Genomic DNA, 19,402 nt, shown 5'->3' on the forward strand with positions numbered 1-19,402 from the left:
GTATCCGCTGGGGCATCGGGCAAAACCCTCGGGTGTCTCAGGTTCGCGCGAATTTCATCACCGGCTGGCATCTGTTCCCAAAACCGCCTGGGGCTGAAACAATGCGTGCCACTTTGTAGAGCATGGGTTCGGGGGGAGTCACGGGTGCAGATTCAAGGTCATTACGAGCTTAAATTCGAGGCCGTGCGTGAAGCCTTCGCGGCCCTCTTTGAAGATTCCCAGGAGCGCGGCGCGGCGCTGTGCATTCAGGTCGGCGGTGAAACCGTGATCGACCTCTGGGCTGGTACTGCCGACAAAGACGGCGCCGAGGCCTGGCACAGCGACACCATTGCCAACCTGTTCTCCTGCACCAAGACCTTTACCGCAGTGACCGCGCTGCAACTGGTGGCCGAAGGCAAGCTCAAGCTGGACGCGCCGGTGGCGCAGTACTGGCCGGAATTCGCCGCCACCGGCAAACAAGCCATCACCCTGCGACAGTTGCTGTGCCATCAGGCCGGCCTGCCGGCGCTGCGCGAGATGCTCGCGCCAGAGGCGCTGTACGAATGGCAGACCATGGTCGATGCCCTGGCCGCGGAGCAACCCTGGTGGACGCCGGGTGAAGGCCATGGGTATGCCGCTATCACTTACGGCTGGCTGGTCGGCGAATTGCTGCGTCGAGCCGATGGCCGGGGGCCGGGGGAGTCGATCGTGGCTCGCGTGGCCAAGCCATTGGGCCTGGATTTTCACGTCGGCCTGGCGGATTCGGAGTTCTACCGGGTGGCGCATATTGCCCGGGGCAAGGGCAATGTCGGTGATGCCGCCGCCCAGCGCCTGCTGCAAGTGACCATGCGCGAGCCCACTGCCATGACCACCCGGGCGTTTACCAATCCGCCGTCTATCATGACCAGCACCAACAAACCTGAGTGGCGACGCATGCAGCAGCCGGCGGCCAATGGGCATGGCAATGCCCGCAGCCTGGCCGGTTTCTACAGTGGCCTGCTCGATGGCAGCCTGCTGGAAGCGGACATGCTCGACGAGTTGACCCGTGAGCACAGCATTGGCATGGACAAGACTCTGCTGACCCAGACCCGTTTCGGCCTGGGCTGCATGCTGGACCAACCGGATGTGCCGAACGCGACTTTTGGCCTGGGTGCCCGGGCCTTTGGTCATCCGGGGGCGGGCGGTTCCACCGGTTTTGCTGACCCGGAGCATGATGTGGCCTTCGGTTTTGTGACAAATACCCTGGGGCCTTACGTATTGATGGATCCGCGGGCGCAGAAGCTGGCGAGGGTTTTGTCGGATTGTCTGTAAAAAGGTTGCTGTTAAGAACTTTTTTGCTTAAACATGCTGGAATAGCTGCAAGGTGGAACCTTGTGGCTTTTATAATTTCCAAGCGTCTGTTTACGGGTCGCTCAGACCGTAATTATTTATCTCATTTTGTGGATATCCCATGTCGTCGAACAAGTCTTTAGCCCTGGCCATTTGCCTCACAGTTACCGGTTGTGCTCAAACGCCGCAAAATGACGCAGAAGGTGGCCATTGGTGGTCGTTCGGTTCCGATAAGGCGACCAACAACAGCGCCGCAGAGCCTGCACAAAAAGCCCCCGTGGCTGCAGCCCCGGCTCCAGCTCCGGCGGCAAAGCCTGCAGCAGCAGCCCCAGCCGGCAAGGCCACCGCCGCCGCCAAGCCTGCAGCCCCGGCCGTCAAAGCCGCCGCCGCGCCAGCCCCGGCTGCCAAGCCCGCCGCGATTGTCGCTGTCGAGCCCGCACCGGCCGCCGCCGCAGCTGCTCCAGCAGCCAAGAGCGAAAGCGGCAACTGGTGGTGGCCGTTTTCCTCCAAGGACGACGCTGGCGACAAGCCGGTAGCCGAAGCCAAGAAAGCTGAACCGGCACCGGCACCGGCTCCAAGCGTTGCCAAGGCTGACACCGGCAAGAACTGGTGGTGGCCATTTGGCCCGAGCGAGCCAAAGCCGCTGAGCAAGGTCGATGTCACTGATATCCCGATGCCTGATCCGAAAATCACCCAAGCCTGGCTGGATGACTACGAGCCTCGCCTGCGTGAAGCGATCAAGGACAGCAAGCTGCAACTGGAACGCCGCGAAAACGTACTGGTGGTCACCGCTCTGGTCGACGGTTCGTTCAACCCGGACCGTCCAGCCATGCTGCTGCCGGTGACCCTGGGTCCATTCACCCGCGTCGCCAAGGCGGTTGAAGGCGACTCCAAGACTGCGGTCCTGGTGCTGGGTCACGCCGATACTGTTGGTGCGACTGCCCTGAACCAGAAAATCAGCCGTGACCGTGCGCAATCGGTAGCAGCGATCTTCAGCCTCAGCGGCCTGAAACAAGACCGTCTGATGCTGCGCGGCATGGGTTCGGTCATGCCACGTGCGGCCAATGACAGCCCGCAGGGCCGTGCCTTGAACCGCCGCGTGGAAATCATGCTGACCCAGCGCAGCACCATGCTCGGCCTGCTGAGCAAGTACAACCAGCCAACCCCTTCGGAAACTGAAATGGTAGCTGTGCAGGACGTGAAGCCAGCTGTGCCGGCCATTGCCTCGAAAAAAGCCGCACCTGCCAAAAAAGCTGCTCCTGCGAAAAAGGCCGCCACTCCTGCGAAGAAGCCAGCGACCAAGAAAGAACCAGCGAAGAAGGTGGCCCCGACCAAGGCAGCCGCTCCGGCAAAAGCGCCGGCGACCACCGCACAGAACTGATTCTTTAGCGAAAGGAAGCTGCCATGACCCAGGCCCTGGCTGATATGCGCCGCGACTACACGCGTGATGGACTGACCGAAGCCCAGGCTCCGGCCGAGCCCTTCGCCTTGTTTCACCAGTGGTTCGCAGACGCGGTGAAAACCGAACAGCCACCGGTGGAGGCCAATGCCATGACGCTGGCGACCGTCGACTCCGATGGCCGCCCGCATTGCCGCATCCTGTTGCTCAAGGGTTTGGATGAGCAGGGTTTTACCTTTTTCACCAACTACCAGAGCGCCAAGGGTGAGCAGCTTGCGGCTCATCCCTTTGCGGCCATGACCTTCTTCTGGCCGACCCTCGAGCGTCAGGTGCGCATCGAGGGCCGGGTGGTCAAGGTCAGCCCGCAGGAGTCCGACGATTATTACCAGGTACGTCCACTGGGCAGCCGCCTGGGGGCCTGGGCATCGCCCCAGAGTCGGGTGATCGATGGGCGCGGGGAGCTGGAGCAATTGCTCAAGGCGACCGAGGCGCGCTTCAGTGACAGTCAGCCCGATTGTCCGGAGCATTGGGGCGGTTACCGCCTGCTGCCCGAGCGTATCGAGTTCTGGCAAGGTCGCCCAAGCCGTCTGCACGATCGCCTGAACTATCGTGTACAGGGCGCTGACTGGGTGCGTGAACGCCTGGCACCTTAAGGTTTCAGGTCAGGCGCCGGGATAACCGGTCGCGGCGGCTGCCAGCCACTGCGGCAGGTCCCGGCGTTTTACTTTCTGCTGATGGGCATTAGCCAGTTGTTGCAGCATGAAGGCTTTTTTCTGCTCATCCGGACCGGCCAGGGAAAGCGCCAGGTCGCGGTCCATCCAGCGTTTGATCCGCACATACAACCACCAGTGGAAGTACAAGCCGGCGGCGGTGGTGGCAATGATGATGAAGTAATCCATGAGAAGTCCTGTACCTGGGATGCGCGTAAATTTTGCCTGAGCTTTTTTGAGCGTTTTGGCAGTCTGCGTAGTCTGTACTGAGACTGAATGAAAGCAATTTTATCCGGGCGATGCCGTGACAGGTATCAAGCTGCGGAGTTTAATGACGATCTGTCCTTTGGAGTTGATCCTATGCGTAAGTCTGTTCTGCTAGTTGCTTCCTTCACCACGATGGCGATGTTGCTCGGTGGCTGTGCCTCGAACCTGACCGGTGACTCTTACTCCCGTGATGAAGCGCGTCGTGTGCAGACCGTTCGCATGGGCACCATTGAATCCCTGCGTCCGGTGAAAATCGAAGGCACCAAGACCCCAATCGGCGGCGCTGCTGGCGCCGTGATCGGTGGTGTCGGCGGCAGCGCCATCGGTGGCGGTCGCGGCAGCATCGTCACTGCGGTGATCGGCGCAGTCGCCGGTGGCCTGCTGGGTTCGGCCACCGAGGAAGGCCTGACCCGCACCCAGGGCGTGGAAATCACCGTACGTGAAGACGACGGCAGCATGCGTGCCTATGTGCAGCAGGTGCAGGAAAACGAAGTGTTCCGCGTCGGTGATCGCGTGCGCATCATGACGGTCGATGGCACCAGCCGCGTTACTCGTTGATCGCATCCTGTAAAACAAAACCCCGGTCAGTTGCCTGACCGGGGTTTTTTGTTTTCAGCCTGGGCCAACCCTGGCTCAGGAGGGCAGGGCGTTGCTCTTGCGGCTGGCGGCGGCAGTCACCGCGTAGCCGATCAGGGCGGCGAAGAGCGAGCCGGTGAGGATGCCCATGCGGTCCATGCCGGCGTATTCACTGCTGCCCGGAACAAAGGCCAGGGAGCCGACGAACAGGCTCATGGTGAAGCCGATCCCGCACAGGATCGCCACGCCAAACACTTGCCCCCAGTTGGCGCCACTGGGCAGCGCGGCCAGGCCGCTCTTGACCGCCAGCCAGGTCAGGCCGAATACCCCGACGGTCTTGCCCAGTAGCAGGCCGACGGCGATGCCCATGGGCACGAAGTGGGTGAAGCTCTCGGCGGTGACCCCGGTCAGGGACAGCCCGGCATTGGCGAAGGCGAACAGCGGCAGGATGCCGTAGGCCACCCAAGGGTGCAGGGCGTGTTCCAGGTTGCGCAACGGCGACGGTTCGGCATTGCGAGTGCGCAGTGGGATGCACAGGGCCAGGGTCACGCCGGCCAGGGTGGCATGCACGCCGCTCTTGAGGACGCAGACCCAGAGGATCAAGCCAATGATCATATAGGGCCCGAGCTTGACCACCCCCAGCCGGTTCATGGCCACCAGCGCCGCCACACAGGCTGCCGCCAGCATCAGCGACAGAGTCGACAGCGCCCCGGAGTAGAACACCGCGATGATAATGATCGCGCCCAGGTCGTCGATGATCGCCAGGGTCATCAGGAACAGCTTCAGCGATACCGGCACCCGCTTGCCGAGCAGGGCCAGAACGCCGAGGGCGAAGGCAATGTCGGTGGCAGTCGGGATCGCCCAGCCGTTCAGCGCCGGCGGGTTGTCCTTGTTGAGGAACCAGTAGATCAGCGCCGGCACCAGCATGCCGCCGATTGCCGCGGCGCCCGGGAGCACGATCTGCGACGGCTTGGACAGATGGCCTTCGAGGACTTCGCGCTTGACCTCAAGCCCGATCAGCAGAAAAAACAGCGCCATCAGGCCATCGTTGATCCACAGCAGCAGGGGTTTGGCGATTTTCAGGGCGCCGATCTGGGCCACCACGGGGGTGTCCAGCAAGCCGTTGTACAGCCAGGACAGCGGTGAATTATTGATGATCAGGGCCAGAACTGCGGCGGCAATCAATAACAGACCGCTGGCAGCTTCCAACTGAAAGAAACGAGTGAAAGTACTACGCAGAGGCAAGGTCGCTCTCCATAAAAACGCTAAAGGTGGCACACCCTAACCCGTACCGTTAGTTGTTAAAACAAAAGTTATATTCTTTTTTGTTATAAGCAGAGGGAAAGCGCGCTGCTGAAAATACGGCCTGTCAGTTGTGTATCCAATTGCTTCATAGCTGTACCTGTGAGGCGCGCGGGATTTTTCCTACCATGGCGCCCAATAGCCCCTTGAACATAGTCCATCGCCGCCGTCGTGCAGCCTGTTTCAAGGGGGCCGGGCTCCCACTCCGGGCCACTATCCTCCTCTTGCGCCGCCGTGGCGTTCGATCCAGCGAGAACCGACCATGAGCGACAACCGACAATGGGCCCGCGAGGCCATCCGCATTATCGAAGCCGACTTCCAGCGCAGCGCCGATACCCACCTCATCCCCTTGCCGTTGCCTGGCCTGTCCGGGATCGAACTGTATTTCAAGGATGAGTCCAGCCACCCCACCGGCAGCCTCAAGCATCGCCTGGCGCGCTCGCTGTTCCTTTATGCGCTGTGTAATGGCTGGCTCAAGCCTGGCGCGCCGGTGATCGAGGCCTCCAGCGGCTCGACGGCGATTTCCGAAGCTTATTTCGCACGCCTGCTGGGCTTGCCGTTCATTGCGGTGATGCCGGCCAGCACCTCCCAGGAGAAGATCGCGCAGATCGCCTTTTACGGCGGCAAGAGCCATCTGGTGCAGGACCCGACGCAGATCTACGCCGAGTCCGAGCGTCTGGCCCGGGAAAGTGGCGGGCACTTCATGGACCAGTTCACCTACGCCGAGCGGGCCACCGACTGGCGCGCCAACAACAACATTGCCGAGTCGATCTTCCAGCAACTGCGCTGCGAACGTTACCCGGAGCCAAGCTGGCTGATCTCCAGCCCCGGCACCGGCGGCACTACCGCGACCCTGGGGCGTTATGTGCGTTATCGCCAGCATTGCACCCGGGTCCTGTGCGCCGATGCCGAGCGTTCGGTGTTTTTCGATTACTACCAGAGCGGCGATGCCAGCCTGCGCCTGGAGTGCGGTTCGCGGATCGAAGGCATCGGTCGGCCACGGGTCGAGGCTTCGTTCCTGCCCAAGGTGATCGATGCGATGGTCAAGGTGCCGGATGCGCTGTCGCTCGCGGCCATGCATTACCTGGCCCAGCGCCTGGGGCGGCGGGTAGGGGGCTCCAGCGGCACCAACCTGATTGGCGCCCTGATCGCCGCGCAGCAGATGAAGGAGGCGGGGGAGTCGGGTTCGATCGTGGCGATTCTGTGCGACGGCGGCGAGCGCTATGCAACCACCTATTACGATCAGCCGTGGCTGGCCGCCCAGGGGTATGAGTTGAGTGGTTTGATCGACGCGGTAGCCGCCAGCGTGGAGCAGGGCGTTGCGCTACCGGCCAGCGTATTGCGCGCCGGCATCTGATCGACCCGGCGCCACGGTCCTGGGTCAGGACCGTGGCGAGGGCAATGCAGGCTTGTGACTTAAGCTTCGAGCCCAAGCATGTTGCGTGCTACGGCTTCGGCGATGCGAATCCCGTCGACGCCCGCCGAGAGGATGCCGCCTGCGTAACCGGCGCCTTCCCCGGCCGGGTACAGGCCTTTGACGTTCAGGCTTTGCATGGCTTCGTTGCGGGTGATACGCAGCGGCGATGAGGTGCGGGTCTCGATCCCGGTCAACACCGCGTCGTGCAGCGAGTAACCCTTGATCTGGCGGTCGAAGGCCGGCAGCGCTTCACGAATGGCTTCGATGGCAAAGTCCGGCAGGGCCAGGGCCAGGTCGCCCAGGGCCACACCCGGCTTGTAGGACGGCTCGACGCTGCCCAGGGCGGTTGAAGGTTTGCCGGCGATGAAGTCGCCCACCAGCTGCGCCGGTGCTTCGTAGTTGTTGCCGCCGAGTTCGAAGGCCAGGGATTCCAGGCGCTCCTGCAATTCGATGCCGGCCAGCGGGCCACCCGGGTAGTCCACTTCCGGGGTGATGCCGACCACGATCCCGGAGTTGGCGTTACGCTCGTTGCGCGAGTACTGGCTCATGCCGTTGGTCACAACCCGGTTCGGCTCGGAGGTTGCGGCAACCACGGTGCCGCCGGGGCACATGCAGAAGCTGTAGACCGTGCGGCCGTTCTTGGCGTGGTGCACCAGCTTGTAATCGGCGGCGCCGAGTTTCGGGTGCCCGGCGTATTTGCCCAGGCGTGCGCTGTCGATCAGCGACTGCGGGTGTTCGATCCGGAAGCCTACCGAGAACGGCTTGGCCTCCATGAACACGCCACGGCCGTGGAGCATGCGGAAGGTGTCGCGGGCACTGTGGCCCAGGGCTAGGATCACGTGCTCGGAGTGCAGCTGTTCGCCGCTGTTGAGCTCGACACCGGTCAATTGCCCGTCTTCGATCAGTACGTCGGTCACCCGTTGCCCGAAGCGCACTTCACCACCCAGGGCGATGATCTGCTGGCGAATGTTCTCCACCACGCCGGTCAGGCGGAAGGTGCCGATGTGCGGCTTGCTGACGTAGAGGATCTCTTCCGGCGCGCCGGCCTTGACGAACTCGTGCAGCACCTTGCGGCCCTGGTGTTTCGGATCCTTGATCTGGCTGTAGAGCTTGCCGTCGGAGAAGGTCCCGGCGCCGCCTTCACCGAACTGCACGTTGGACTCGGGGTTGAGCACGCTTTTGCGCCACAGGCCCCAGGTGTCCTTGGTGCGCTCGCGCACTTCCTTGCCACGTTCGAGGATGATCGGCTTGAAACCCATCTGCGCCAGCAGCAGGCCGGCGAAGATGCCGCACGGGCCGAACCCGACCACGATCGGGCGCTGGCTCAAATCGGCCGGGGCCTGGCCCACCACCTTGTAGCTGACATCCGGCGCCAGGTTGACGTTACGGTCATCGGCGAACTTGCCCAGCACCTTGGCCTCGTCGCGCACCTGGGCGTCGATGGTGTAGATGAAGCAGAGTTCGGAGGACTTCTTGCGCGCATCGTAGCTGCGCTTGAACAGGGTGAAGTCGAGCAGGTCATCGCTGGCGACGCCCAGGCGCTGCGCGATGGCAGGCCGCAGGTCTTCTTCAGGATGGTCGATCGGCAACTTGAGTTCAGTGATTCGTAACATGACGGGATCCGATTCGCGGGACGCACAAATGCGTCAGGGCGGTTTTACAAACCGGCGATTATAAGCCGCAAAGCCCGGATCCCGTGAGGTTAAAACGGTCGCCCGTCGAATCAGTCGTTGCGCGAACCGCCGAAATAGGCGCAACCGCGCTGCACTTCACCGTTGATCCGCAGCTCGGCCGTCAGGTGCTGGACGCTGCCGGTCTGGCTGTCAACGCAACGCTGGGGCGCAACCCAGAGCTCGACGTGCTGGTTATTGGCTTCGCTGGTGAGGTTGAAGCGGCCGTCACCCAATTGCTCTTCCAGGTAGGGCAGGGCCAGGGCCGGCTGGCCGGCGCGTTCGAGCATCATGCCCTTGGCGCTGACGTCCAGGTTCCAGGCCGGGGTCTTGCCACTGGCACGCAGGATCAGGCGCTGGAAGTTGGGGTCGTTGCAGGCGTTGCCCGAGCGTTCGACGCGGTATAGCTGGCGCAGCTCCACCTGGCCATCGCCGCTGGCCTTGTTCGAGGAGAAGCTGCCGCGCAGATCGGCGAACAGCTTGCCCTGTTGGTCGGCCAGGGTCGCGGCTTCCTGCAGCACGCTGGTGCCGCCGCTGTCCTTGACCACATAGCGGCGCTGTTCATTGCACGGTTTGAACAGCAGTTGCCCGTCGGCGGCGGTGAGTTCGCCTTGCATCCGGGTCAGGCCCGCCATGGACGGGGCCTGGGGTTGGCCATTGAGCATCGGCAGCATCTGGCAGCCGGCAAACAGAGGGAGCAGGGCGATACAAAGCAGTGAACGGGCGGCGCGCATTATCGGGTCTCCAGACAAGTGCCGCCACGTTACGCAGGCTGGCCGCGCATCACAACCCCGCTCCGGCAATGCCTAGCCGACATGGTAGACCTGGCCGGTTTGCAGACCTTCGACACTCTTGGCGTAAGCCAGGGCGACTTCGGCGGCATTCACTGGCTTGAAGCCTCGGAAGTACGGGGCATAGCTGCCCATCGCTTCCTGGACCACGGTGGGGCTGATGGCGTTGATTCGCAGGCCGCGGGGCAATTCGAGAGCGGCAGAGCGTACGAAACCATCGATGGCGCCGTTGACCAGGGCCGCCGAGGCGCCGGTACGGATCGGGTCGCGGTTGAGGATGCCCGAGGTCAGGGTGAAGGATGCACCGTCATTGGCGAACTCACGGCCGATCAGCAGCAGGTTGACCTGGCCCATCAGTTTGTTCTCCAGGCCCAGGGAGAAGTCGTCGGCGCTCATGTCCCCCAGGGGGGCGAAGGTCACTCTGCCGGTGGCGCTGATCAGGGCGTCGAATTTGCCGGTTTGTTCGAACAGGCGGCGGATCGAGGCGCTGTCGCTGATATCCACCTGCAACTCGCCACGGGTGCGACCGATGCGGATCACTTCATGACGTTGCGAGAGCTCATGGTCAACGGCCGAGCCAATGGTGCCGTGGGCGCCAATCAAGAGAATTTTCATGTTGAGGTTCCTGAGGGTGGGTGAACGAAGTTGCAGTCTAAGGTGGTTTTTTCTGTTGATTAACGCGCTAATAGGCAACCTTTGGTTTTCAAATGGAAACAATCCATGAGCGAGATGGATGACTTGGCGGCGTTTGCCGTATTGATCGAAGCCGGCAGCTTTACCCTGGCCGCCCAGCAGTTGGGCTGCAGCAAGGGGCAACTGTCCAAGCGCATCAGTCAGCTGGAGGCCAAATTCGCCGTGGTGCTGTTGCAGCGCACCACCCGCAAGCTGAGCCTGACCGCCGCCGGCGCTGCCTTGCTGCCTCAGGCCCAGGCGCTGGTGGTGCAGGTGGAACGCGCGCGCCAAGCCCTGGCGCGGCTCAAGGACGACATGGCCGGGCCGGTGCGGATCACGGTGCCAGTGTCGTTGGGGGAGACGTTTTTCGATGGCCTGCTGCTGGAGTTTTCCCGGCGCTACCCCCAGGTGCAGATCGAGCTGGAGCTCAATAACCTCTACCGCGACCTGTCACGGGACGGTTTCGACCTGGCGATCCGCTCCGAGGTGGCCAATGACCAGCGCCTGGTGGCCAGGCCGCTGCTGGCCTGGCGTGAGCTGACCTGCACCAGCCCGGCCTACCTCGAGGAGCACGGCGAGCCCCTGGCGCCCCGGGACCTGGCCGAGCATCGCTGCCTGCTCAACAGCCACTACAGCGGCCGCGAGGAGTGGCTTTATCACCAACAGCACGAGTTGTTGCGGGTGCGTGTTTCCGGGCCGTTTGCCAGCAATCACTACAACCTGTTGAAGAAGGCCGCACTGGCGGGCGCCGGCATTGCGCGACTACCGTCCTACCTGTTGCAGGCCGAACTGGCCGACGGCCGCCTGCGCTTGCTGCTGCGCGATTACCAGACCCGGAGCATGCCGATGTACCTGGTGCACCCCTACCAGGGCGGCCTGCCCAAGCGCACCCAGGTCCTGGCCGATTACCTGATCGGCTGGTTCAAGCGCAGCGGCGAAGCCCTCGACCGCCTGTAGCCGCTGCCGCAGGCCCGGGCCGTGTTCGGACGCTGGGAGTGGGCAGCGGAGCCATAAAAAAAACGGCCCCGAAGGGCCGTTTTTGGTTGACGCATGCGGCTAGCCGCCCAGGTACGCTTCGCGCACTTTGGGGTCGGTCAGCAGGTCTTCACCGGAGCCTTGCATCACCACCCGGCCGTTTTCCAGCACGTAGGCGCGGTCGGCGATTTTCAGCGCCTGGTTGGCGTTTTGCTCCACCAGGAACACCGTCACCCCATCACGTCGCAGCTGTTCGATGATGTCGAAAATCTGCTGGATGATGATCGGTGCCAGGCCCAGCGACGGCTCGTCGAGCAGCAGCAGCTTGGGCTTGCTCATCAGCGCACGGCCGATGGCGAGCATTTGCTGTTCACCGCCGGACATGGTGCCGCCGCGCTGGGTGAAGCGTTCCTTGAGCCGGGGGAACAGGTGCAGCACCTTGTCCATCTGCTCCTGGTAGTCGCCCTTTTCGGTGAAGAAACCACCCATGGCGAGGTTTTCTTCCACGGTCAGGCGCGCGAACACCCGACGACCTTCCGGCACCACGGCAATGCTCTTGCGCATGATCTGCGCCGACGTCTGTCCCACCAGTTCTTCACCCATGTAACGGATGCTGCCGCTGTGGGCCTGGGGCGAACCGCAGAGGGTCATCAGCAGGGTGGATTTACCCGCGCCGTTGGCCCCGATCAGGGTCACGATTTCGCCCTGGCGGATCTCCACGTTGACGCTGTGCAGGGCCTGGATCTTGCCGTAAAAGGTGGAAACGTTTTCGAATTGCAGCATTTACGCTTCCCCCAGGTAGGCTTTGATCACTTCAGGATTGTCGCGGATCTGCTCCGGCGTGCCGTCGGCCAGGGGAGTGCCCTGGTTGATAACGACGATGTGGTCGGAAATGCTCATGACCAGTTTCATGTCGTGTTCGATCAGCAGCACGGTGACGTTGTGCTCTTCACGCAACATGCTGATCAGCGCCTTGAGGTCCTCGGTTTCCTTGGGGTTGAGGCCGGCGGCAGGTTCGTCGAGCATCAGGATCCGCGGCCGGGTCATCATGCAGCGAGCGATTTCCAGGCGCCGTTGCTGACCGTAGGCCAGGGTCCCGGCGGTACGGTTGGCAAACTCCGTGAGGTTGACCTTGTCCAGCCAGTACTCGGCGAACTCCATGGCATCGCGCTCGCTCTTGCGAAACGCCGGGGTCTTGAACAACCCCGCCAGGAAGTTGGTGTTCAGGTGCCGATGCTGGGCGATCAACAGGTTCTCGACCGCGGTCATGTCCTTGAACAGACGCACGTTCTGAAAGGTGCGCACCACGCCTTTACGGGCGATCTCATGGCCGGGCAGGCCTTCGATGGCCTGGCCGTCAAGCTGGATGCTGCCACCGCTGGGCTTGTAGAAACCGGTCAGGCAGTTGAAGACCGTGGTCTTGCCGGCGCCGTTGGGGCCGATCAGGGCCACGACCTGTTTTTCCTTGACGGTCAGGGCCACGCCGTTGACCGCGAGCAGGCCGCCGAAGCGCATGCTCAAGTTTTCGACTTTAAGGATCTCGCGGCTCATTTTCGCAACTCCATGTGTGGGCGTTGCATCGGCAGCAGACCTTGTGGACGCCAGATCATCATCAGCACCATCAAGGCGCCGAACATCAACATGCGGTATTCACTGAACTCGCGCATCATTTCCGGCAGCAGGATCATCACCACGGCAGCGAGGATCACCCCCAGCTGCGAGCCCATGCCACCCAGGACCACGATGGCGAGAATGATCGCCGACTCGATGAAGGTGAAGGACTCGGGCGTGACCAGGCCCTGACGCGCAGCAAAGAAGCTGCCGGCGAAACCGGCGAAGCTGGCGCCCAGGGTAAAGGCCGATAGTTTGATCACGGTCGGGTTCAGACCCAGGGCACGGCAGGCGATTTCATCTTCACGCAGCGCTTCCCAGGCACGCCCGATCGGCATGCGCAGCAGGCGGTTGATGACGAACAAGGCCGCCAATGCCAGCAACAGCGCAACCAGGTAGAGGAAGATCACCTTGTTGATCGAGTTGTATTGCAGGCCGAAATACTCGTGGAAGGTCTGCATGCCTTCAGCAGCTTTACGTTCGAACGTCAGGCCGAAGAAGGTGGGTTTCTCGATGTTACTGATGCCATTCGGGCCGCCGGTGAGGTCGGTCATGTTGCGCAGCAACAGACGGATGATTTCACCAAAGCCCAGGGTCACGATCGCCAGGTAGTCGCCACGCAGCCTCAGTACCGGGAAACCCAGCAGGAAGCCGAAGGTGGCGGCCATCATCCCGGCGATGGGCAGGCAGATCCAGAAGCTCAGACCGAAGTAGTGCGACAGCAGCGCGTAGCTGTAGGCGCCCACGGCGTAGAAACCGACATAACCCAGGTCCAGCAGGCCGGCGAGCCCGACCACGATGTTCAGGCCCAGGCCCAGCATCACGTAGATCAGGATCAGGGTGGCGATATCCACCGCGCCCCGCGAGCCGAAGAACGGCCACACCAGGGCCCCGACGATCAGCGCGAGAATGATCCAGCGCTGGGTCGTTGGCAGGGTCAGGAAGTTGCTGGCCTTGGCTGGGATCAACGGCATGCTTGGCGAGGATTTCCAGGCCGCGCTGATCTGGTGGTTGAACAGCACCCGCAGGAACATCAGCACCGAGCAGATCGCAATGATTGCCAGGGTGGTGTTGCTGGTGTTGTGGACCTCCAGGTTGATGCCGACGATGGTCAGTTTCAGGCCGAGTACCGGGTAGGCAACGGCCCAGACCAACAGGGCGCTGAACAGCGCCGATTTAAGATTCCTAGTCATACTTTCTCAACCTCCGGACGGCCCAGAATGCCGGTCGGCCGGAACAACAGCACCAGAACCAACAAGCCGAAAGCCACGACGTCCTTGTACTGGTCACCGAATATATCGGCGCCAAAGGCTTCAGCCACCCCCAGCACCAGCCCGCCGAGCATGGCTCCCGGGATGCTGCCGATACCGCCCAGAACCGCTGCGGTGAAGGCCTTGAGACCGACCAGGAAGCCGGCGTTCGGGTTGATCACGCCGTATTGCATGCTCAGCAACACCGCAGCCACAGCCGCCAGTGCCGCACCGATGACAAAGGTCAGGGCGATGATGTTGTTGGTATTGATACCCAGCAGGTTGGCCATCTTGATGTCTTCGGCACAGGCACGGCAGGCGCGGCCCAGGCGAGAACGGGAGATGAACAGCGTGAGGCCGAGCATGGCCACCAGGGTCACCACGAACACCACGATCTGCATGTAGGAGATCAGCACTTCATGTGCGCCGCCTGGCCCGATGGAGATGTTGCCCGGGATCAGGTTGGGGATGGATTTGTCCTTGGAGTCCTGCGCCAGCAGAACGGTGTTCTGCAGGAAGATCGACATGCCGATGGCCGAGATCAGCGGGATCAGGCGGTTACTGCCACGCAAGGGGCGGTAGGCGATCCGTTCGATACTGTAGCCGTAGGCACTGGTGACGACGATGCTCGCGATAAAGGCTGCGGTCATCAGCAACGGGACACTGTCGAGTCCCATCATGGCCAGCCCGGCGATGGCGATGAACGCCACGTAGGAGCCGATCATGTATACCTCGCCGTGGGCGAAGTTGATCATTCCAATGATGCCGTAAACCATCGTATAGCCGATGGCGATCAGGGCATACGTGCTGCCAACGGTCAGACCGTTAACCAGCTGTTGGAAAAAGTGATAGATGTCAGGCATTACAACGCTCCTAAAAACCTGATACGCATTTCACTGGTGGAGTCATTTTCCCGCTTGGACCCCGTAGATCTGCATCCACTTCGGGTGCAAGTTTTGCCAGCGAACCGCTGATGACGGTTTTGAGATTTTCAGGTGGGGAGGCCCCGGATCACGGAAGCACGGCCCATTACATTCGTAAAACAAAGCCCACGGCACGCCGTGGGCTTTATTGGACGCTCAGTAGGACAGGGCCTTATTGAGGCGAGACTTCGGTTTTAGGTTTGCCGAAGTGCCACTCGTAGACCACGAATTTGAAGTCTTTCAAGTCACCCTTGGCGTCGAAGCTCAGGTCGCCAGTTGGGGTTTTGAACGTGCCGGCGTGGATGGCTTCAGCCACCTTGGCGGCATCTTCGCTCTTGGCGGCAGTGATACCACCGGCGATGACTTCAACAGCGGAGTAGGCAGGGAACACGAACGGGCCGCTTGGGTCTTCTTTCTTGGCCTTGAAGGCATCTGCCAGGGCGACGTTGGCCGGATCCTGGTCGAAGGATTTCGGCAGGGTCACCAGCAGGCCTTCGGAAGCGTCCTTGGCGATCTGGGAAATGGAGTCGTTACCCACGCCTTCCGGACCCATGAACTTGGCTTTCAGGCCTTTTTCCTGGGCTTGACGCAGGATCAGGCCCAGCTCTGGGTGGTAGCCGCCGTAGTAGACGAAGTCGACGTTGGCTTGCTTGAGCTTGGCGATCATCGAGGAGAAGTCTTTGTCGCCGGCGTTGATGCCTTCGAACACGGCAACCTTGGTGCCTTTTTTCTCCAGGGTCTGCTTCACGGCGGTGGCGATGCCTTCACCGTATTGCTGTTTGTCGTGCAGCACGGCGACGATTTTCGGCTTCACGTGGTCGGCGATGTAGTTACCGGCGGCAGGGCCCTGGGCGCTGTCGAGGCCGATGGTGCGGAACACCATTTTGTAACCACGGGCGGTGATGTCCGGGCTGGTGGCAGCCGGGGTGATCATGATCACGCCTTCGTCTTCGTAGATGTCGGAAGCGGGTTGAGTGGAGCTGGAGCAGAGGTGACCGACCACGAACTTGACGCCGTCGTTGACGACTTTGTTGGCCACGGCCACGGCTTGTTTCGGATCGCAGGCATCGTCGTATTCAACGGCTTCGAGTTTCTTGCCGTTGACGCCGCCCTTGGCGTTGATTTGCTCGATGGCCATTTTGGCGCCACTGAACTGCATGTCGCCGTACTGGGCTACAGGGCCGGTTTTAGGGCCGGCAATGCCGATCTTGATGGTGTCAGCTGCGAACGAATGGCTGGCAACCCCGGCCAGGACCATAGCGGCAAACAGTTTGGAAATCTGCTTAGTAGCCTTATTCATAGTGCTCCACTCTTACTGTTGTAATTTTTATAGTTCTGGCGGCCAGAGACGCAGAACCGGGTCAGATAGATCTTTGTTATCCCCGGAAATGCCCCTGGCAACTGTACCGGTACAGTGTAGAGCGCCGGTTGTTCGCTTGAAAAGCTGGCTGCTGGGGGCAAAACCATAGGGTGTCGCTTTATTGAAAGAAAAAGACAGAATTGCGGCGGGATTTTCGCTGTAGTGCGGCCTTGTTCGAGGGCAATCCTTGGCGTTTCTGGAGTTCTCTATCGTTGACGCGTTGGCATCTGGGTTTTTCTGCCAGATCACCGACGTTATGATTGCGCCGATTTCTTTTCTGGACAGTCCCATGACTCAAGAACCTAGCACCCTCTATGCCAAGCTGCTTGGTGAAACCGCATCTATTACCTGGAAGGAGCTGGAACCGTTCTTCGCCAAGGGTGCCCTATTGTGGGTCGACCCCGGGCTGGATCTGATCGAAGCGGCGCAGGCCATGGCCGAGAACCAGGCCGAGAAAGTGGCTGCCTGGCTGGCCGAAGAGAAGGTTGCCAAAGTGTCTGCGACGCGGGCGCTGGATCTGGTGGAACGAGATCCGCAGCTGTGGGCGGTGGTGGTATCGCCGTGGATTATGGTCCAGGAAAGGGCGTCTGCCTGATGCTGCGCACCTTCATGGTGCGCATTTTTCCCGACAGAAAGTGTGTAGCGGAGTAACCGCGATCCGGGTGATGGCATCTTGCCGTGAAGAAAGGCCCCACCGCTTTTTCAGCCCGGATGACGTTCACGGAAGGGGAACAGTTTCAAGCCCAGCCGACGGGCTGCTCAATTGTTTCGGATTGTGAGTTGGCAGGGCGTGCGGCCACTAAAAGTGCCATCAACGCCAGGCCTTGGTCTGGCGTGGAGAGGGGGAGCGACGCAATGGCCGCTGACACCGACTCCCCCAGGCAATGGCGGGAGCCGGCGTACCACGGCGGCTATCAGTGGTCGGTCTTGCCGGTGTGGTTGTTGAGGGAGATGACCTTGGTCTTGCCGATGCGGTGACGGTAGATCTCGCGCAGGTACTTGATGGCTTTTTTCACGCAATCGCGGGACAGGCGGATGTCATTGATCGAGACGAACTTGTCTTTGTCGTTGATCAGCTCGCGGTATTTCTTCTCGTACATCGGTTTGATCGCGTACCAGTTGGTATCGAGGATCTTCGCCGGGTTCTCGAACTCGTTCAGCAGGTCGTCGATCAGGCTTTCATCGAAGTGCTCGCTGACGATGAAGTCGAGGATCGAGTTGTCCAGGGTCTCGTCGAAACGGTACGGGTTACGCGCGAAGCAACGCTTGATAAAGGCCACGATCAGTGTCAGGAAGTCGTCCGACAGGCACGGGCTCTTGGCAATCAGGGTGGTCAGCGACAGGTTGGCCGAAGCTCCGATCACCAGTGCATAGCGCTTGAGGGTGGTGTTGGGGAACAGGCTGTTGAGATGGGTCTTGAGTCGATTCAGATCCATATACGACAGCTTGTAGTCTTTGGGCAGCGAGACGATGGAGACCACCGACGAGCAGTTCTTGAAGAAGTGCAGGTCGTGCAGTGCCGCTGCGTCGTAGCCCGAAGCCTTGTATTGCTCCAGGGCTGCGCGATAGCGCTTGGACTCGATCGGCAGCAGGCTGATGCCCTCGATGGCCTGGGTCACCTTGTTGAAGTGCGGCAAATCGATCGAGCGGAAGAACAGGTCGTCGATGTTCAGGCGCTGCGGCTCTTTCTCGAACACCTTGAACTTGTCCCCCGACGGCGCTGGCTGCTCGGGCACCACGGATTCGGCGTAGGCAATCGCCACCGGGCCGGCCAGGCTCATGAACAGGTCGTTGGCATCCAGGCGGATGGTTTCGCCAATGTCGATGCCGGCGCGGCGGAAGTAGTTCTGGTCGTAGTCGGTGGTCACCGCCTGCGCCGTGAGGATGTTGAAGATCTGCTGGGAGATGTACTGGTTGGCGTGCTTCTCCATGGCGTTGACGTCGATGTTCTGGATGTTGCCGTCATCGCTTTCTTCGGCGTAACGCATGATGTCGTTGGAGATCAGCATCATCGCGTTCCAGGGACGGATCCGGCCCATGACGCTGGCTTCGCTGCTGTCTTCGTTGTCGAAGTTGTAGGAGAAGTCCCACTCTTCCGACAGGTATTTGCACAGCAGGCGGCCGGCGTTGATATGCAGCGCCTCGGACATTTCGCTGCGGTGGTCGGAGATATTCGGCAGCACGCAGATGCCGCTGGTGAAGATCGGCTCGAAGACGAAGGAATGGCCGCTTTTGCTGTCGTGCTCATCCACCGGCTTGGTGTCGAACGTCTTGTTCATGTACGAGTACTGCTGGGCCAGGCCGAACTCCGACGCCATGCCCGAACCGGTACCGCCGCCGGCGCTGAAGATCGAGAAATACAGGCGCGACTGGTTGGCCTTGATCCCGCAGGAATCGATCAGGTACGAGTGGATCATTTTCCAGTCGGGGCTGGAGAAGCGCTGGGTGTCCTTGTTGAGGATGATCTTGGCCAGGTACTGACCCAGGATCGGCGCGTTACCGGCACCGCCGGCATGGACTTCCGAGAGGTCCATGATCTTCATCTTGCTGTAGTCGCGGATAAAGCCGCTTTTTTCGCCCTTGCGCGAGAAGCGGATGCGCCCGGCGATGTCCTTGTCCAGGTCGCCGAGCATCACCAGCGGTTCCACCAGGAACACCGGCTTGCTGGCCTTGTTCTGGCCCAGGCGCAGGTTGTTGCGAATCCATTGGCCCGGGCTGTAGCCCTTGGCTTCGTAGGATTTGTCTTCGTTATTGAATTCGTTGAGGTAGAACTTGCGCGCGTTGTACACCAGTTCCGCGACATCCAGGGCAATGTTCGAGCCGCAGCGGCCGAGGCCGATCAGGCACACCGACGGGAATTCCTGGTCGCGGCGGATCTCGTTGTCGCCTTCCAGGTGCGGTGGGCGCGGGAACACGCTGTCGCGCAGGCCGTCGAGGTTGTCGAGGATGCGGTCGGTGTTGGTCTCCGTGAAATACAGGTACTGCTGGGTGGCCAGCGGGCGGGAGCTGGACAATGGCTTCGAAATCGAGGGGCTTGGAATCGGAGAGGCCAGCGTCAGCTCGGATACTGCGTCGGCAGAGTTGTTTTTAGAAGTCATTGTGCGCCATGTGCCTGAACTGGTCGGCTCGTCGACAAAATGTCATCGAGCCATCACGGAGTGGGTTTCGCGA

The 19,402-nt window shown here is 61.3% G+C and carries 18 protein-coding genes; 7 read left to right on the forward strand and 11 right to left on the reverse strand.

The window, feature by feature from the left end; all coding sequences use genetic code 11:
- The first annotated feature begins 144 nt into the window (after window positions 1-144).
- From MF4836_RS09770 to pdxH, 3 genes are all read left to right on the forward strand, one after another.
- Complete coding sequence (locus MF4836_RS09770) at window positions 145-1,290, forward strand: serine hydrolase domain-containing protein (protein WP_078470153.1); 1,146 nt, start codon at window positions 145-147, stop codon at window positions 1,288-1,290.
- Window positions 1,291-1,429: 139 nt separating this feature from the next.
- Complete coding sequence (locus tag MF4836_RS09775; protein WP_078470154.1) at window positions 1,430-2,689, forward strand: OmpA family protein; 1,260 nt, start codon at window positions 1,430-1,432, stop codon at window positions 2,687-2,689.
- 23 nt (window positions 2,690-2,712) lie between these two features.
- Window positions 2,713-3,360, forward strand: a complete 648-nt coding sequence (pdxH, locus tag MF4836_RS09780; RefSeq protein ID WP_078470155.1) for a pyridoxamine 5'-phosphate oxidase — start codon at window positions 2,713-2,715, stop codon at window positions 3,358-3,360.
- A 9-nt stretch (window positions 3,361-3,369) separates the two neighbouring features.
- Here the strand turns inward: pdxH and MF4836_RS09785 are convergent, their stop codons facing one another.
- Window positions 3,370-3,606: a hypothetical protein gene (locus MF4836_RS09785; RefSeq protein ID WP_078470156.1), complete on the reverse strand. Its 237-nt coding sequence runs from the start codon at window positions 3,604-3,606 to the stop codon at window positions 3,370-3,372.
- 171 nt (window positions 3,607-3,777) lie between these two features.
- Between MF4836_RS09785 and MF4836_RS09790 the strand changes: the two genes are divergently transcribed.
- Window positions 3,778-4,242 (forward strand): glycine zipper 2TM domain-containing protein, encoded by a 465-nt coding sequence (locus MF4836_RS09790; RefSeq protein WP_078470157.1) that lies wholly within the window; start codon window positions 3,778-3,780, stop codon window positions 4,240-4,242.
- A gap of 75 nt (window positions 4,243-4,317) precedes the next feature.
- Here MF4836_RS09790 and nhaA read toward each other — a convergent pair whose 3' ends face one another.
- Window positions 4,318-5,505, reverse strand: a complete 1,188-nt coding sequence (nhaA, locus tag MF4836_RS09795; RefSeq protein ID WP_078470158.1) for a Na+/H+ antiporter NhaA — start codon at window positions 5,503-5,505, stop codon at window positions 4,318-4,320.
- A 319-nt stretch (window positions 5,506-5,824) separates the two neighbouring features.
- Here nhaA and MF4836_RS09800 point away from each other — a divergent pair, with 319 nt between their 5' ends.
- Complete coding sequence (locus tag MF4836_RS09800) at window positions 5,825-6,919, forward strand: PLP-dependent cysteine synthase family protein (RefSeq protein WP_078470159.1); 1,095 nt, start codon at window positions 5,825-5,827, stop codon at window positions 6,917-6,919.
- Window positions 6,920-6,978: 59 nt separating this feature from the next.
- On the opposite strand, the gene MF4836_RS09805 is transcribed toward MF4836_RS09800, so the two are convergent.
- The 3 genes from MF4836_RS09805 to MF4836_RS09815 all read right to left on the reverse strand — a co-directional run bounded on the left by MF4836_RS09805 (window position 6,979) and on the right by MF4836_RS09815 (window position 10,055).
- Complete coding sequence (locus tag MF4836_RS09805) at window positions 6,979-8,592, reverse strand: NAD(P)/FAD-dependent oxidoreductase (RefSeq protein ID WP_078470160.1); 1,614 nt, start codon at window positions 8,590-8,592, stop codon at window positions 6,979-6,981.
- Between the two features lie 110 nt (window positions 8,593-8,702).
- Window positions 8,703-9,383 carry a COG3650 family protein gene (locus MF4836_RS09810; protein WP_078470161.1) on the reverse strand — a complete coding sequence of 227 codons (681 nt, stop codon included), beginning with the start codon at window positions 9,381-9,383 and terminating at the stop codon, window positions 8,703-8,705.
- A 72-nt stretch (window positions 9,384-9,455) separates the two neighbouring features.
- Window positions 9,456-10,055 (reverse strand): short chain dehydrogenase, encoded by a 600-nt coding sequence (locus MF4836_RS09815; RefSeq protein WP_078470162.1) that lies wholly within the window; start codon window positions 10,053-10,055, stop codon window positions 9,456-9,458.
- A 105-nt stretch (window positions 10,056-10,160) separates the two neighbouring features.
- Here MF4836_RS09815 and MF4836_RS09820 point away from each other — a divergent pair, with 105 nt between their 5' ends.
- Complete coding sequence (locus MF4836_RS09820) at window positions 10,161-11,069, forward strand: LysR family transcriptional regulator (protein WP_078470163.1); 909 nt, start codon at window positions 10,161-10,163, stop codon at window positions 11,067-11,069.
- Window positions 11,070-11,168: 99 nt separating this feature from the next.
- Here the strand turns inward: MF4836_RS09820 and MF4836_RS09825 are convergent, their stop codons facing one another.
- From MF4836_RS09825 to MF4836_RS09845, 5 genes are all read right to left on the reverse strand, one after another.
- On the reverse strand, window positions 11,169-11,870 hold the full coding sequence (locus tag MF4836_RS09825; RefSeq protein ID WP_078470164.1) for an ABC transporter ATP-binding protein: 702 nt from the start codon (window positions 11,868-11,870) through the stop codon (window positions 11,169-11,171).
- The gene (livG, locus tag MF4836_RS09830) at window positions 11,871-12,638 is read right to left on the reverse strand and encodes a high-affinity branched-chain amino acid ABC transporter ATP-binding protein LivG (protein ID WP_020299086.1); all 768 of its coding nucleotides are present in this window, start codon (window positions 12,636-12,638) and stop codon (window positions 11,871-11,873) included.
- Window positions 12,635-13,891: a high-affinity branched-chain amino acid ABC transporter permease LivM gene (locus tag MF4836_RS09835; RefSeq protein ID WP_078470165.1), complete on the reverse strand. Its 1,257-nt coding sequence runs from the start codon at window positions 13,889-13,891 to the stop codon at window positions 12,635-12,637. Before MF4836_RS09835 ends, livG begins: the two co-directional genes overlap by 4 nt.
- Window positions 13,888-14,811, reverse strand: a complete 924-nt coding sequence (gene livH / locus MF4836_RS09840; protein WP_078470166.1) for a high-affinity branched-chain amino acid ABC transporter permease LivH — start codon at window positions 14,809-14,811, stop codon at window positions 13,888-13,890. The genes MF4836_RS09835 and livH overlap by 4 nt, the downstream gene beginning before the upstream one ends.
- A 232-nt stretch (window positions 14,812-15,043) precedes the next feature.
- Window positions 15,044-16,171 (reverse strand): branched-chain amino acid ABC transporter substrate-binding protein, encoded by a 1,128-nt coding sequence (locus MF4836_RS09845; RefSeq protein ID WP_020299083.1) that lies wholly within the window; start codon window positions 16,169-16,171, stop codon window positions 15,044-15,046.
- Between the two features lie 349 nt (window positions 16,172-16,520).
- On the opposite strand from MF4836_RS09845, the gene MF4836_RS09850 reads away from it, so the two are divergent.
- Window positions 16,521-16,826 carry a DUF2288 domain-containing protein gene (locus MF4836_RS09850; RefSeq protein WP_043230208.1) on the forward strand — a complete coding sequence of 102 codons (306 nt, stop codon included), beginning with the start codon at window positions 16,521-16,523 and terminating at the stop codon, window positions 16,824-16,826.
- Window positions 16,827-17,145: 319 nt separating this feature from the next.
- On the opposite strand, the gene MF4836_RS09855 is transcribed toward MF4836_RS09850, so the two are convergent.
- On the reverse strand, window positions 17,146-19,329 hold the full coding sequence (locus MF4836_RS09855; RefSeq protein ID WP_078470167.1) for a hypothetical protein: 2,184 nt from the start codon (window positions 19,327-19,329) through the stop codon (window positions 17,146-17,148).
- Between the last annotated feature and the right edge of the window lie 73 nt (window positions 19,330-19,402).

Origin of the sequence: Pseudomonas sp. MF4836, from assembly GCF_002018875.1 — a bacterium.
In the GTDB taxonomy this organism is placed as follows: Bacteria; Pseudomonadota; Gammaproteobacteria; order Pseudomonadales; family Pseudomonadaceae; genus Aquipseudomonas.